This is a genomic window from Rhizobium sp. L9, assembly GCF_002531885.1.
Taxonomy (GTDB): domain Bacteria; phylum Pseudomonadota; class Alphaproteobacteria; order Rhizobiales; family Rhizobiaceae; genus Rhizobium.
Map to the genome: position 1 here is coordinate 223,651 of NZ_NWSZ01000002.1, position 13,808 is coordinate 237,458.

The window sequence follows — 13,808 nt, forward strand, 5'->3', positions numbered from 1 at the left end:
ATATGGCTGATCAACGCACTCCCCTCGTGGAACTGAAAAACATTTCGATCTCCTTCGGCGGCATCCACGCCGTGGACAACGCCTCGGTCGATCTCTACCCCGGCGAAGTGGTGGCCCTGCTCGGCCACAACGGCGCCGGAAAATCGACCCTGATCAAGATCCTCTCCGGCGCCTACAAGCGCGATGGCGGCGAGATCCTGATCAATGGCGAGCCGGCCGAAATCCGCAATCCGCGCGATGCCAAGAAATACGGCATCGAGACGATCTACCAGACGCTTGCCGTGGCCGATAATGTCGACGCTGCCGCCAACCTCTATCTCGGCCGTGAGCTGAAGACCCGCTGGGGCACGCTCGACGACGTGGCGATGGAAGCCTCGGCCCGCCAGGTGATGGGGCGGTTGAACCCCAACTTCAAGCGCTTCAAGGAGCCGGTGAAGGCGCTTTCGGGCGGCCAGCGGCAATCGGTGGCGATCGCCCGCGCGATCCTCTTCAACGCCCGCATCCTGATCATGGACGAGCCGACAGCGGCCCTCGGGCCCCAGGAGACGGCGCAGGTGGGCGAGTTGATCAAGCAGCTGAAGAAGGAAGGCATCGGCATCTTCCTCATCAGCCACGACATCCACGACGTCTTCGACCTCGCCGACCGCGTCTCGGTGATGAAGAACGGCCAGGTGGTGGGCCACGCCCGCACCGAGGACGTGACCAAGGACGAGGTGCTCGGCATGATCATCCTCGGCAAGGTGCCCCCAAAAGCCATCCCCGGCCCCGGCGCCATGCAGATCTGACGCCTCCTGCGCCCTGCCCCAGACAACCAAGCTCCGCCGCCCGCAAGGCCGGCGGAGTTTTTTATGTGGCATTCCTCAGGCTGACGGATAAAAACGCCCGTCAAATCGCAAGCATCGGTATTTCCGAGATTTCGCGATTGAAGCCGGCCGCAAGCTAGGCTAAGAACCACCCATCGGACAGGCGATTCAAACCGCCTCAGGCATGCACCCGTAGCTCAGCTGGATAGAGTGTTGGATTCCGATTCCAAAGGTCACAGGTTCGAATCCTGTCGGGTGCGCCATCATCTTATCGAAATTGTTGAATTATCGGCTTTTGCGCTCTTCCTCATAACGGCAATATCGGCAGCGCAATGCTAACCGCTCCGGAAAACTCGTTATTTTCAATATCGGCGAATAGCGGCCGCAGCCGGCGTTAGCACGGTGTTAGCGTAAGTCATCTACCATAGCGACACTATCGGAAAACCGGTTTGTCCGTTGCAACAGGGACAAATGGACGCTGGGGATCCCGGAAACGCCACGGCTTACGGAGATTGCATGAAACCGGTTCTAGCCAGCCTGATATTGTCGTCTGCAATGCTGCTGCTATCCAGCGCGTCTGGATTTGCCGCTTCTGGCGGATGGCAGTCGGATGGGCAAGGCACGAGATATTGGCATGTCACCCCGCCGCCCGGGCAATGCAATATAAGTCAGGCGAAAAACCGTGCGCGTCGGGCCGGCATCTATCGCAGCGAGATCATGCAGCAGGATGAGAATATCATCGTGCTCAGAGGTCTGGATGAATCGGGCGACCGGCGAACGATCGGTTTCGGCAACATCAGGGGATGCCCTGAGTTGGAAGGCTATGAGGAAAGCCCGAACTTCTGAGGGCATGGTTAAAGCCGACTCTCGCAGTAACTGGCTCCGGCAACTGATTGCATAGCGCATCGGACGACGCGACCGGTCGGCCCGGGCCTCAAGACCGTCCAGGTGTCCGCGAACCCTTGGAAAACGATCTCCCGAAAACAGTGCGACGCCTGCTCCAGAAATACCCCATTTACCTCCCGGCGGGGATTGGAAGTGTGAAATCACCCTTGATTTCGTTGACATTATTCGTGATCGCTAAGGCTTTCAATCCCCACGATTCCCCGCCCCCGCGCCGGAGGTACACCGTCGCGGCACTTGTTGAAAACAGGCGGCGACCGCCGCGCTTTTCAAGTAAGAGACTCCATGCCTGAACAGGGCTACCCTCAGCCAAGATCGAAAGCTGGAAATAAGTGGAGCATTAGACTCAACGACAAAATCGTGTCGCCGATTATTGGGGGTTACCAACGTATATTTACGTTCTGAAATGCATGATGGCAAAGTGCCAATCCTGCGTAAGTGGCACGACCTGATCACCGATATCGTGCGCGATTGTCCATGGAACCGTAATGAGCCGAGCTTTGGGAGCTGCTTCAAATCGATCTGTTACGAAGCGGCAGATATAGGCGGGGACAAACGCCACAACGGGCGCGACAGCATTGACCGTAACCAGACCGACTATGTCTCGATCTCTTTCGGCGGCAAGCTGGATGGCAATGTTACCGCCGAGCGAATGGCCTACGAGTAGAACAGTATCGTGCCCCTGCCGGAGGACGCCCTGCCACTGCTGCCTCCCAACTCAACGAGTCCAGGCACGCCAGACGGGGAGCCGCGCTGCGCGGGCCGACCGGGAAAACAAATGAGCGCCCCTGAATGCTGATTTACAACAGCGCATAAAATAACGACTGAAATCGACCCCGCCCGCAAATCTTTTATCGGGCCATACTGTTCTCCCTCCGAGATCTCTGTGTTAGGCAGCCCCAAAAGCGCCAATCTTGCGCACGACCAAGTACGCTCTCGATATGAAGGCCGCGGGCATTGAAGGCTTACAGACCAGAGATTGATGGCCTCAGGGCCATATCGGTGATCGCGGTTATCCTTTATCACGCCGAGTTCACGGTGGCTGGCCACACGCTGCTTTCCGGTGGGTATATCGGCGTCGATGTATTTTTTGTGATCAGCGGCTTCCTCATTTCCCAGATTTTGCTGACGGAGATCGAAGCGACGGGGCGTATCGATTTCCTTAAATTCTATGCCCGGCGTGCGCGCCGAATTCTGCCAGCGTTGTTCGCAGTCATTTTCGCGACGATGCCTTTCGCCTATTACTTTTTATTGCCGTTGGAACTCACGGACTACGCCAACTCCGTAGGTTCTTCGCTCCTGTTTGGATCGAATATCTATTTTTATTTTACTGCGGCTCAGTACGGAGAGCCCAACACCCTTCTCAAGCCTTTTCTGCACACCTGGTCGTTGAGCGTCGAAGAGCAGTTTTATATCGCCTTTCCGATCTTGTTGCTGATCGTGCGCCGATACTTGAAATCGAACTTTTTGCCATGCGTGTTGGTGGCGGCAGCCCTCAGCTTCGTGTTCTGTTTCGTCACGGTACGGCACGATCCGCAGCAGGCCTTCTATTCGCCGCTCACCCGGGCCTGGGAACTGCTGGCCGGAACACTGCTCGCCTATTACGAGCTCAGGCGTGGACGGCCTCGCCCCCAGCCGTTGCTCGCGGCGGCCGGGCTTATCCTCGTTCTTGGTTCACTCATCTTGTTTGGAAAGGATACGGTTCACCCTGGCCGGGTCACTGTGATCCCCGTCGTCGGGACCTGTCTTGTGCTCGCATTCGCCAGCCGTGAGAACGCAGCCGGGCGCCTGCTGGCTTCTCGGCCCGCGGCAATCACCGGGTTGGTGTCCTACTCGTTATATTTGTGGCATTATCCGGTCTTCGCCTTCTGGCGGCTGACAAGCTTGGATTTCGGCAACGGCGACAAGTTTCTCGCCATCGCGGTGACGGTCCTGGTCTCAGTCGCCAGCTTTGTCGTCATTGAAAAGCCCTTTCGCCACACCAGGAGAAGCCGCGCTCTCTGGATCACCCTGAGCTCATCCGTTGCAACCATCGCAGCTGTTGTCCTTTCAGCAATCACGATGGCCGGTTTTCCTCACAGGCTGGATGAAGTCTATTCACCTGTCGCGCAGGCGAACGAAGCACGGCTCGAAAGCACTTTTCTAAGCTTGAACGACAACATTCAAGCTGAGAAGCCCGTTATCTTCATCATTGGGGACTCGCACGCCAGAAACTGGTCGATTGCGCTGAAAAATTACGTCGATACCGACCGGTATCAAGTCGTGGCGCTCAGCTATTTGAACTGCATGGTGGAGATCAAGAACGATAGTGTGAAGGCCCCCTCACGCGCCAGCATTTACGACAAATACTGCATTCCCTTTGAAAAATATATCAACGACAAATCATTGCTCAGCCGAACGAAAGCGATCTTCCTCACGAGCCTTCGGCCTTTCGAATACACCGTCAACCCGTTCAGGTTCGAGCTTATTTCCTGGATGAAAAGCCACTCGGATAATGCGCGCGTTTTCGTGTTCGGAAATTATTTCCAGCTCGACGAATTGCACTCGTGCCTGGGGCTGATGTTTCAGAGAAAATCCGATGCCTCTATCTGCCTGCGATCGGCGAGCTATCCGCCGGCCAACCAGCCTCTAGAGCAACTGCCCTTTTTCCCCTCCGGTCTTCCGTTCACCTACGTCGATATCGTCAAGCTTCACTGCGATTACGACAAGGAGAAATGCCTCACCAGCAGCAGGGGTGTTCCATTCATCACAGACTGGAACCATATGACAGCCGAATTTCTGACGACGTTGATTGGCGACATTCTGGAAAAGAAAACCGCTGACCTGCGGAGCGACGGTCTCCTCGATTTCCTGGTACCGCCGCACGCCGGGCAGGCCGAACGAACGGCAAGTTCTGAGCCGAACGCTGGTCCCGCGTCTTCCGCTTCTCCATCAAATTAGGCGGTCATACGCCGGAAACGACGGCTCCCATCGTCTCAATGCGTTGTTCTGATCGCGCATTAACTGGAAACAGACGATGAGCGCCTTCCGCTCCCCAGTTCAATGGCAGAGATCGCTGAATTCGATCGAGCGGCGTACATTCGGATGACCTTCGATCCGATAGTGGTCCGTTCCATCCCGGTTTTAGAGCCGCAGCGGCATCGGGCACCACTGGCCGAATGCTCCGACGGACGTCTATTAGCCATCACTGAAACATGCGGCAAAGTCGTGTATACTGTCTGGGGAGAATTCATGTCGGGGGACTGAGACATGGAGCGCAGATTATCTGCAATTCTAGCCGCCGACGTGGTCGGATACTCCGCCCTTATGGAACAAGACGAAGCGGGCACATTTGACCGTCTTCGAGCACGCCGCACCGAGCTTTTTGAGCCCGAGATTGCGCGGCATCATGGGCGCATCTTCAAGCTCATGGGCGACGGCCTCCTCGCGGAATTCGGCAGCGTGGTCGACGCCGTCGAATGTGCCGTGTCTCTGCAGCGCGGAATGACTGAGCGCAACGCCTCTGTTCCTGAGGAGGACAGGTTCGACGTCCGCATTGGTATCAACATCGGCGAAGTGATCGTGGACGGCGACGACCGCTATGGCGAAGGCGTCAACGTCGCGGCCAGGCTGGAGCAACTCGCGCCACCGGCCGGGATCTGCGTTTCCGGCAAGGTGGCGAAGGAGGTCGAGAACAAACTTGCATTTACCTTTGATTCCATCGGGCGGCAGAAGGTCAAGAACATCGAGGAGCTTGTCGATGTCTACCAGGTGCGTATCGACGCCGCGCCACGCCGACGCATTCGACACAAGCGCAGGATCGGCCGACGATGGTGGGCCATTGGTGCCGCGGCAACCACCGTCGCCTTGGTGGCCGTATGGATGGCATTACAGAATCCGCTGACCACGACCTCTCCTGCAGGCCCTCGCACGATTCCTTCTGTCGCCGTATTGCCCTTCGCTGATCTCAGTGCCGACAAGAGCCTGGCGTACATGGGAGAAGGGCTGGCGAACGACGTCATCGCAATCCTCTCGCGCTTTTCTGACATTGCGGTCGTCTCGCGAACTTCGTCGTTTGCGTACGAGGGCAAGCAAGGCGACATCCGCGAGATCGGCAAGGAACTGGGCGTCGGCTATGTTGTCGAGGGCAGTGTACGCAAGGAAGGCGACAGAGTGCGCATCGTTGCACAGCTCATCAACACCAAAACCGGAGACCATGTCTGGGCGGACCGCTTCGACAAAACGGGAACTGACCCATGGGCGCTTCAGGATGAGTTGACCGGCAAGATCGTGGGGGCGATGACGGGCGAATTCGGAGCCATTCGCAAAGCGGACTACAGTCTGGCCTGGGGTAAGGACAGCACCAATCTCGCTGAATACGACTACTACCTGCGCGCGGAAAGCCAATTGAACCTCTACACGAAGGAAGGTCTCGAACGATCAGGTGAGATTTCACGACAGGGCCTGCAGGCGTTCCCTGGTTCGCCTCTTTTGACCGTGGAATTGGGATGGTCTCACTGGCTGAACGCTGCGCTCCTCTACAGTCCGGACCCGCAGGGTGATCTTCGGCAGGCGGAGCGACTGGTCAATCAGGCCCTCGCAGACAAGAATCTAAGCCCGCAAGTAGCGAGACTTGCGAACTGGCTCAACGCTTGGCTCCTGACCCTTAAAAGGGACCATGATGGCGCTGTTGCGGCCATGAACAAGGCCATCGCGGCGGCACCCTATAATGCGTTCACGCTTACCGACGCAGGAAGTATCTTTCTACAAGCCGGTCAACCCGAAAAGGCGCTGGAGCTGACCGACGCTGCGGCCGCGCGGGACCCTGCGCTATCTTGGTTTTTCAACTATGTGCGAGGTTTTATCTACATCGTGCTTGGCAAAAACGAGGACGCAGTTGAGGTTCTGAAGACAACAGATTTCGCCGACGCACCATTGCAGCTGGCCATCGCCTATGTGCGTCTTGGACGCGATGCAGACGCCCGAGCTGCCGTCGAGAAGATGCTCAAGTCAGCTCCGACTGCGACCATCCAGTCGTGGCGGCAGACCTGGAACTTCCGAGATCCTTCCATTATGGATCGCGCCGCAGCAGATCTCGCGCGCGCCGGCCTTCCGCCGCAATAGGCTGTCGATGGTATTCAGACTTCAGGAACATGGATCTTGCATCCTCAATTTGCTGGGCTTGCGCATCCGCCTGTTAGCAATTTGTTGACCATAAGCTGGCTTTACTGAGCTGGATGGATGCGGCGTTCCCGCCCGTCGTCGAATGTTTGGTGTGGGACGGGATTGGTCGTGTTGGAGTATTCACAGGGTTGGTCGGGTGAAGCCTTGGGCGGAATTGCCGCGCTCCTGTCGCGTGCCAAACGCTTCGCGGCGCAGACCATTCTGCCGGCTCTGTTTGCGCTGCCGGCACTTGCCGGTTCTGCATCCCTTGCCTCGGCGGAAGATCGGGCGCTGAAGCTTTTCTTCACCCATACGGGCGAAAGGGCCACGATCACCTACAAGCGGGATGGAAAGTTCGATTCCAGGGGCCTTGCCCAAATCAACCGGTTTCTGCGCGACTGGCGCAGGAATGAGCCGACCCGGATGGATCCGCGGCTGCTCGACCTGGTCTGGGAGGTGTATAAGAAGAGCGGCGGCAAGGATTATATCCACGTCGTCTCCGCCTATCGTTCCCCTGCCACCAACAACATGCTGCGCAACCGTTCGCGCAGCACTGGCGTGGCCAAGAAGAGCCAGCACATGCTGGGCAAGGCGATGGATTTCTACGTTCCTGGCGTGAAGCTTGCGACGCTGCGTGCCATTGCCATGCAGATGCAGGTCGGCGGTGTCGGCTATTATCCGACCTCGGGATCCCCCTTCGTGCATCTCGACGTCGGCAATGTCCGGGCCTGGCCCCGCATGTCCCGGCAGGAACTCGCGCGCATATTCCCGAACGGGAAAACGATGCATCTTCCGGCCGATGGGCGGCCGCTGCCGGGATATAATCAGGCGGTTGCGAACTACAGCAAACGCGTCAGCTCCACCTCGATCGAGATCGCCAGCACCGCCGGAGAAGACGAAGACGCGGGAGCCTCCACCACGCCAAGCGGCGGCGCCACAGACAGCAAGCTGGTAACCGCGCTGCTGCCGACGCCGAAAAGCCGGGCCTTGAACGCGCTGGCGCAGCAGACCGGCGCGGTCGAGCGAGATGACAAAGGCTCCGCTCCCGACCTTTCATCTCTCCCGATTCCGATACCGGCGATGCGCCCCCTCGCCCTGGCGCAGGACGCGGGCGCGGACGACAGGCTGGTGACAGCCTCGATCGGCCCGATTGCAGCACTTCCGGAGAGACGCCTGCCCGCATTGCCGGCTCACGCGCGTTTCCATCCCGTCGTTGCTGCACAGCAGACCTCTAGGCAGGGCGCCGACATGATCGCCTCCCTGCCGATGACCGCTTCCTGGGAAGAAGCAGATTTCCTTGGATCGACGTCAGAAGCGGCGCTGATGCAATGGGCGCTGCATTCTCCCGGCGCGGCGATCGGATTGAGCGCGCCTCGCCTTTCCCCACGCACGGTCCATCGCGAGGCGAATGTCGCGGCTTCAGACGAGAACACCGTTCCGGTCGCCGCCACAGGTCCGTTCGACGCCAGCCGGTTTTCGTCGCTCCCGGAGGGTTGACTACCGAAAAACGATAGATGCATAGGGGCCAGAAGTCGTTTCTAAGCTTGCGTCAGAGAATTGCTCCGGTGCTGTGGGTACAATGGCTGAGAGCTAATGGCGACACGGCAATAGCAGAGATGCTCTTCTCTCCGTTCCCGATCGGATCAACAGAGCGATTAAAATATCAACGCAAGGTTTGAAATATATCATCACTCGCTCAGCGCTTCTGAGCCGTATCAACAAGATCATAAGTCGTAGGAACTTCTTCAATGCCGGTGAGTTAAGAGTGTGGATGTGATTGTCTCTCAGTCGACTTCGCATTTGTCCTTTCCAACTCTTCGCAGCCCCGCAATCCAGCGGGGCTTTTTTTGCTGAAGTACTTTGCTCTGTACGGCATCGTACGGAAACTCTTGCGGCCCGCCGGCGTTTCTTGCTTCGGATCGCGCAGAGGGAGCCTCTCCTGTCTCCGCGCGCACCCCTATGCTCTGCGCGATCCACACTACCTCGAGACTTTTCTGAGATCCGATTGCGAACAGCGGCAAGGCAACGCGTAAATCGATGATCGCCGGCGGCGCCAGCATTTCATTCGGCCCGAACGGCGTTGTGCACATGCCACCGGCTGATCTCACTGTCTCAGTGAACAACCGCGATCACCCGTATTCCGGCTTCCTCCGCGGCGCGAATGAGGGCGGCGCGCGCCATATCGGGCGAAATATTGCCCTGGATCGCGTCAAGGCAGGTCTTTACAGCCGCTATATATTCCCGGCCGTCATCCATCGGCCAGGCGGCGACAAGCGCGCCTGCGACCTCACCGAGCGACCGGACCAGCCTGTGTTTTTCCTGACCGCCCATCACAAGCATCAGAGGCGCGAAGTCTTCGCTTGTGTGCCAGTCTACAATTCCGACCGTCTGTATTGCCATTCGTTGCTTCACCTCACAAGAAGCCTTCCCCATCCGCTGAAACGCAGGCGCCGGGTTCGGCAGGTTGGCGCTTCGGCAGGAGGTCTCGACGGTGTTTCGCGACAGACCAAAACCTTCCTGAGATGTCCCTTCAATCGGACGGGAAGCATCTAAGGCAGGTGATGCAGGGGAAAAGCCGGACCTAAGTCGGACTGGAAGGGCGGCGGCGGCTGTTCATATAACAGAGTCATGTAACCTGTAGGTCCGTGGAGGGGCGGAACGGGAGGAGGAGATGAAGTTCGGCCCCGATAACAACAACCACGAAGAGCGCTTTTCGCAAGGCCACAGTTCGGCAGCAACCGTCGCCACAATCGAAGCAGCCCTTTCCGCTGATCCCGACATCGACAGCAGCGCTATCGAGGTCAGGATGCTCGGTCCTGTCGTGCTGCTTGAAGGCTATATTACCAAGCCCGCCGACCGCGACAAAGCCATCGCGCTTGCGGCGATGATCGTCGGTGAGGAGAATGTCCACGACCGGATGCTGAGCCGTTTCTCCACGCAGTAGCGAGGGGTCGGCGGCTAGGACCAAGGTCGGCTAAGCCCCGGCCTCAAGTCCTAACTCCGGAACCGTTCCCCCATTATCCGGTTGGTACGCCAGCGGAACCAACCGCATAAAAGGAGGAAAATTGATGAATATCAAAGCAGTAGGAATTGCCGCTGGACTCCTGTTGGCCTCGACGTCTGCCTTTGCGCAGCAGTCGACGGTCACAGGTGCGGTCGGTGGCGCCGCGACGGGTGCCATCGTCGGCGGCCCGGTGGGTGCTGCTGTCGGCGGCATCGTCGGCGGCGTCGCAGGCAGCGTCATCGATCCGCCGCCGCCAAAGGTGATGACCTATGTCGAGCAGGCTCCCGCCCCGGCTGAACGCGTCGTGGTGAAGGAGAAGGTCGTCGTCGGGCAGCCCCTGCCGGAGACAGTCGTCGTGACGCCAATTCCTGACGATCCGAAATATGCCTATGCGATCGTCAACGATCAGCGTGTGATCGTCGAACCTTCCTCGCGGACGGTCATCCAGGTCATCAAGTGACAGACGGGCGGCAAAGCCGCCATTCCAACAATCAGGGCGCGCATGTCACGCATGAGAATGCGGGCGGCACCGCCTGTTCGAGCTTCGGAGAATGATCATGAAAAGCAACCATCTCACCATGCTTCTGGCAGCGCTGTCGCTCGGCGTATCGCCGCTTGCGACACTGCCGGCCGCGGCCCAGCAGGACACCACAAAGAGCAGCGACCAAGCCCAGTCCGGTTCTGAAAGCACGGATTCCGGTTCGCAATCCGGGGCCGGCAAGACTGACTGCACCCCCGATGCTTCCGGGGCCTGCCCGCAGGGCAAGGGCCAGACGACGCAGCAGAAATCCGGCCAGGGCTCCGACATGAAAAAGAGCGCTGAACAGCCTTCCAACGACAACGGTTCGATCAGCGGAAGCACCTCGGGCAAGGCTTCGACGGAAACCAAGCCCGCATCGCCGGACGCCAGCGGCGCCACCACCACCGAACAGAAGCCCGCCGCCAAATCCGGCACGACCGATACCAGCGGCTCGGCCACCACAGGCACAAAAGGCAGCACTACGCAGAGCGGCGATGCGACCAAGCAGTCGACTGATCAGAACGCGACGACGACAAACAAGAGCTCGTCGGAAACCAACGTCAACAACACGACGACGACGAACAAGCAGACTTCGAACACCACCAACGTCAACATCTCGGTCGAACAGCAGACCGAAATTCGATCGGTGGTGAAGGAGGTCCATGTCGCACCGGTGAAGGAAGTGGACTTCACGGTCTCCGTCGGGGTGAAAATCCCGAAGAAGGTGCGGCTCGAACCATTGCCGCCGCGCATCGTCAAGATCGTTCCGCAGTATGAGGGCTATCGCTTCTTCATCCTTGCGGATGGCCGGATCGTCATCGTCGATCCGAATGCTCTGACGATTGTCTATATCATCGAGGCCTAAGGCCTAACACGCAGGTTCCGGCGGCGTCTTTTTCGCCGCCGGGCGGCCCACCGACACCCTCCATCCAATACGCACATTGAGTGACTGGCCTTCCTTCCAGCTTGAGCGTCTACTCTATCGCTCTGGCGGAGGAAGCAGACCATGGCCATGTATCTCACACGCTTCAGCTATACGCCCGAAACCTGGGCGCGCATGATCGAAAAGCCTGAGGATCGCCGCGAGGCGGCACGCAGCTACATCGAATCCGTGGGCGGCAAACTCCATGGGTTCTGGTATGCCTTTGGCGAGCATGACGGATGGAATTTGTGGGAGGCGCCCGACAACGTATCGATGGCGGCCGTCACGCTTGCGATCGGCGCCGGCGGCGCGCTCAGCTCGATCGAGACCACCGTGCTGCTCGAAGTCGAGGACACGATCCAGGCGCTGGAAAGAGCGAAGTCGATCCGATACCGCCCGCCGGCAGCCTAGGTTGCGGTAGCATCAAAGCGCGCCGAGACCTTTCGGATCCGCTCGCGCTTCAGTTCATTGTTTACGCATGCTGCTGTCGAAGAACCGCAGCCTACTCACTCTGCCTGAAATTCCGGATCCGATCGAACAGCACCGCCAGCACGATCGCGCCGCCGATAAAAGTCCCCTGCCAGAAGGCGTTGATGCCGAGCAGACCGAGGCTGTTGCGGATCACTTCGATCAGAGCCGCGCCGACCAGGGCGCCGAAGGCGGTGCCGACGCCGCCGGCGAGATTGGCGCCGCCAATGACGGCGGCGGCGATGACCTGCAGTTCCATGCCGGCCCCGATATTGGTGGTGACGGCGCCGAGCCAGCCGGTCTGGACGACGCCGGCAATGCCGGCCGACAGCGCCGAGATCATGTAGACGGCGACCTTGATGCGACGCACCGGAACGCCGGTCAGTGTCGCGGCGTGTTCATTGCCGCCGATGGCGAAGATATAGCGGCCGAACCGCGTCCAGCGCAGCACGAAGCCGGTCAGAAGCGCCAGAATGATCATGTAGAGGACAGGATTGGCGATGCCGAGAAACCAGGCGCCGCCGCCGAGCGCCAGGAGCTTGTCGTGATCGGGACCGAACTGGAAAACGACGGTGTTGTTGGAGGCGACCATGGCGAGGCTGCGCGCCACCGACAGCATGCCAAGCGTCACCACGAAGGGCGGGAAATCGAGATAGGCGATCATGACGCCATTGAAAGCGCCGACGACAAGCGCCGTGCCGATTGCGGCCGCTATGCCGATTTCGATGCCGTAACCGGCATGCATGGTGACAGCCAGCACCATGCTGCAGAGGCAGAGCACCGAGCCGACGGAGAGATCGATGCCGCCGGTGATGATGACCAGCGTCATGCCGAGCGCGATGATGGCGACGAAGGTGACGTTGCGGGTGATGTTGTAGAGGTTCTTCGCCGTCGCGAAGGAATCCGTGGCAAAGGACAGGAAGAAGCAGGCGAGGATGACGGCGATCAGCACCCAGAAGGTCTGACTGCCGACGAACTCCGAAAGCCGGCTTCGCTCTCTCTGCGCAATCGTCTGATCGAGGGTAACTGCCATTGCTGACCTTCTTTTCTGCCCAGTTCCACGCCGCTCAAACCTGTTCGATGGCGCCTGTTATGAGACCCGTCACTTCCTCCGGCGAGCTCGCCGCAATCGATTTGTCGGCGACTTTCCGGCCGCGGCGCATGACGATCACCCGATCGGCGACGGTAAAGACGTCGGGCATGCGGTGACTGATCAGCACGACCGCGATGCCGCGATCACGCAGCTCGCGGATCAGGTTCAAGACCTCCGCCACCTGGCGGACCGAAATCGCAGCGGTCGGCTCGTCCATCAGCACGATCTTCGCTTCCGACAGCATGGTGCGGCCGATCGCCACCGCCTGCCGCTGGCCGCCCGACATCTGCTTGACGAGGTCACGCGGGCGGGTTTCCGATTTCAGCTCCTTGAAGATCTCGCCGGCGCGCCTGTACATCGTCTTGTAATCGAGCACGCGGAACGGACCGATGCCGCGGCGGAGCTCCCGGCCGAGGAAGACATTGGCGGCGGCCGTCAGATTGTTGCAGAGCGCCAGATCCTGATGAACGATCTCGATGCCGTGCTGGCGCGCCTCGACCGGCCGGTGCATGACGATCTCCTTGCCGTCGAGCCGCATCGTGCCCTCGCTCGGCCGGAAGTTGCCGGCGATCATCTTGACCAGCGTGCTCTTTCCCGCGCCGTTATCGCCCATCAGACCGACGACCTGGCCGGCTTCGAGCGTAAACGACACATCGTTCACCGCCTGGATGGCGCCGAAATGCTTAGAAATATTGGTGAGCTCGAGAACCGCTACCAGCCGACCACCCTCCCCGGAACCTGCAGGCCTGCCTTCGTCGCCGGTTGCCGATAGCCGGTTGCCAGTCAGACGCCTGCGATCTCGCTTTTGCCGATCTCCTCCCGGAAAAGCGATTTGGTTCATTAATGCAAAAGCGCCATGAATGGTCAATCAAATGTCCGCTAAAACGGCCTCTCATCACAAAAATCTATTTTGTACGACAAATAGAGATTGACGCCGGAAACGCGCGCATATT

General features: G+C 59.1%; 13 protein-coding genes and 1 tRNA gene. 11 read left to right on the forward strand and 3 right to left on the reverse strand.

The window, feature by feature from the left end:
- Window positions 1-2 precede the first annotated feature (2 nt).
- The 7 genes from CO660_RS01575 to CO660_RS01605 all read left to right on the forward strand — a co-directional run bounded on the left by CO660_RS01575 (window position 3) and on the right by CO660_RS01605 (window position 8,345).
- Window positions 3-785, forward strand: coding sequence for an ATP-binding cassette domain-containing protein (locus CO660_RS01575; RefSeq protein WP_088393066.1), 783 nt, complete (start codon window positions 3-5; stop codon window positions 783-785).
- A 204-nt stretch (window positions 786-989) separates the two neighbouring features.
- Window positions 990-1,066 (forward strand) — tRNA-Arg (locus tag CO660_RS01580).
- A 253-nt stretch (window positions 1,067-1,319) separates the two neighbouring features.
- Window positions 1,320-1,649 carry a hypothetical protein gene (locus CO660_RS01585; RefSeq protein ID WP_097597137.1) on the forward strand — a complete coding sequence of 110 codons (330 nt, stop codon included), beginning with the start codon at window positions 1,320-1,322 and terminating at the stop codon, window positions 1,647-1,649.
- Window positions 1,650-2,127: 478 nt separating this feature from the next.
- Window positions 2,128-2,373 carry a hypothetical protein gene (locus tag CO660_RS01590; RefSeq protein WP_141504768.1) on the forward strand — a complete coding sequence of 82 codons (246 nt, stop codon included), beginning with the start codon at window positions 2,128-2,130 and terminating at the stop codon, window positions 2,371-2,373.
- A 290-nt stretch (window positions 2,374-2,663) separates the two neighbouring features.
- Window positions 2,664-4,646 (forward strand): acyltransferase family protein, encoded by a 1,983-nt coding sequence (locus tag CO660_RS01595; RefSeq protein ID WP_097597069.1) that lies wholly within the window; start codon window positions 2,664-2,666, stop codon window positions 4,644-4,646.
- Between the two features lie 309 nt (window positions 4,647-4,955).
- Window positions 4,956-6,809 (forward strand): adenylate/guanylate cyclase domain-containing protein, encoded by a 1,854-nt coding sequence (locus CO660_RS01600; RefSeq protein ID WP_097597070.1) that lies wholly within the window; start codon window positions 4,956-4,958, stop codon window positions 6,807-6,809.
- A gap of 117 nt (window positions 6,810-6,926) precedes the next feature.
- Window positions 6,927-8,345: a DUF882 domain-containing protein gene (locus CO660_RS01605; RefSeq protein WP_097597071.1), complete on the forward strand. Its 1,419-nt coding sequence runs from the start codon at window positions 6,927-6,929 to the stop codon at window positions 8,343-8,345.
- Window positions 8,346-8,960: 615 nt separating this feature from the next.
- On the opposite strand, the gene CO660_RS01615 is transcribed toward CO660_RS01605, so the two are convergent.
- Entirely contained in the window at window positions 8,961-9,242 is a 282-nt protein-coding gene (locus CO660_RS01615; protein ID WP_097597138.1) for a DUF982 domain-containing protein, read from the reverse strand.
- Between the two features lie 277 nt (window positions 9,243-9,519).
- Here CO660_RS01615 and CO660_RS01620 point away from each other — a divergent pair, with 277 nt between their 5' ends.
- The 4 genes from CO660_RS01620 (at window position 9,520) to CO660_RS01635 (ending at window position 11,705) form a co-directional block, all read left to right on the forward strand.
- On the forward strand, window positions 9,520-9,792 hold the full coding sequence (locus CO660_RS01620; RefSeq protein WP_085779081.1) for a BON domain-containing protein: 273 nt from the start codon (window positions 9,520-9,522) through the stop codon (window positions 9,790-9,792).
- A 124-nt stretch (window positions 9,793-9,916) separates the two neighbouring features.
- Window positions 9,917-10,312, forward strand: a complete 396-nt coding sequence (locus CO660_RS01625) for a DUF1236 domain-containing protein (protein WP_097597073.1) — start codon at window positions 9,917-9,919, stop codon at window positions 10,310-10,312.
- Between the two features lie 97 nt (window positions 10,313-10,409).
- Window positions 10,410-11,237: a DUF1236 domain-containing protein gene (locus CO660_RS01630; protein ID WP_097597139.1), complete on the forward strand. Its 828-nt coding sequence runs from the start codon at window positions 10,410-10,412 to the stop codon at window positions 11,235-11,237.
- A 141-nt stretch (window positions 11,238-11,378) separates the two neighbouring features.
- Window positions 11,379-11,705, forward strand: a complete 327-nt coding sequence (locus tag CO660_RS01635; RefSeq protein WP_085779083.1) for a GYD domain-containing protein — start codon at window positions 11,379-11,381, stop codon at window positions 11,703-11,705.
- 91 nt (window positions 11,706-11,796) lie between these two features.
- Here the strand turns inward: CO660_RS01635 and CO660_RS01640 are convergent, their stop codons facing one another.
- Both CO660_RS01640 and CO660_RS01645 read right to left on the reverse strand, forming a co-directional pair.
- On the reverse strand, window positions 11,797-12,795 hold the full coding sequence (locus CO660_RS01640) for an ABC transporter permease (protein ID WP_097597074.1): 999 nt from the start codon (window positions 12,793-12,795) through the stop codon (window positions 11,797-11,799).
- A gap of 34 nt (window positions 12,796-12,829) precedes the next feature.
- Window positions 12,830-13,696, reverse strand: a complete 867-nt coding sequence (locus CO660_RS01645) for an ATP-binding cassette domain-containing protein (RefSeq protein WP_141504770.1) — start codon at window positions 13,694-13,696, stop codon at window positions 12,830-12,832.
- Window positions 13,697-13,808: the final 112 nt, after the last annotated feature.

Excerpts from the sequence above, each read along its gene's own strand:
- CO660_RS01575 (WP_088393066.1), top strand. The coding sequence starts at position 3 with ATGGCTGATCAACGCACTCCCCTCGTGGAACTGAAAAACATTTCGATC.
- CO660_RS01620 (WP_085779081.1), top strand. The coding sequence starts at position 9,520 with ATGAAGTTCGGCCCCGATAACAACAACCACGAAGAGCGCTTTTCGCAA.
- CO660_RS01585 (WP_097597137.1), top strand. The coding sequence starts at position 1,320 with ATGAAACCGGTTCTAGCCAGCCTGATATTGTCGTCTGCAATGCTGCTG.
- CO660_RS01630 (WP_097597139.1), top strand. The coding sequence starts at position 10,410 with ATGAAAAGCAACCATCTCACCATGCTTCTGGCAGCGCTGTCGCTCGGC.
- CO660_RS01640 (WP_097597074.1), bottom strand. The coding sequence starts at position 12,795 with ATGGCAGTTACCCTCGATCAGACGATTGCGCAGAGAGAGCGAAGCCGG.
- CO660_RS01625 (WP_097597073.1), top strand. The coding sequence starts at position 9,917 with ATGAATATCAAAGCAGTAGGAATTGCCGCTGGACTCCTGTTGGCCTCG.
- CO660_RS01605 (WP_097597071.1), top strand. The coding sequence starts at position 6,927 with ATGCGGCGTTCCCGCCCGTCGTCGAATGTTTGGTGTGGGACGGGATTG.
- CO660_RS01645 (WP_141504770.1), bottom strand. The coding sequence starts at position 13,696 with ATGAACCAAATCGCTTTTCCGGGAGGAGATCGGCAAAAGCGAGATCGC.
- CO660_RS01600 (WP_097597070.1), top strand. The coding sequence starts at position 4,956 with ATGGAGCGCAGATTATCTGCAATTCTAGCCGCCGACGTGGTCGGATAC.
- CO660_RS01635 (WP_085779083.1), top strand. The coding sequence starts at position 11,379 with ATGGCCATGTATCTCACACGCTTCAGCTATACGCCCGAAACCTGGGCG.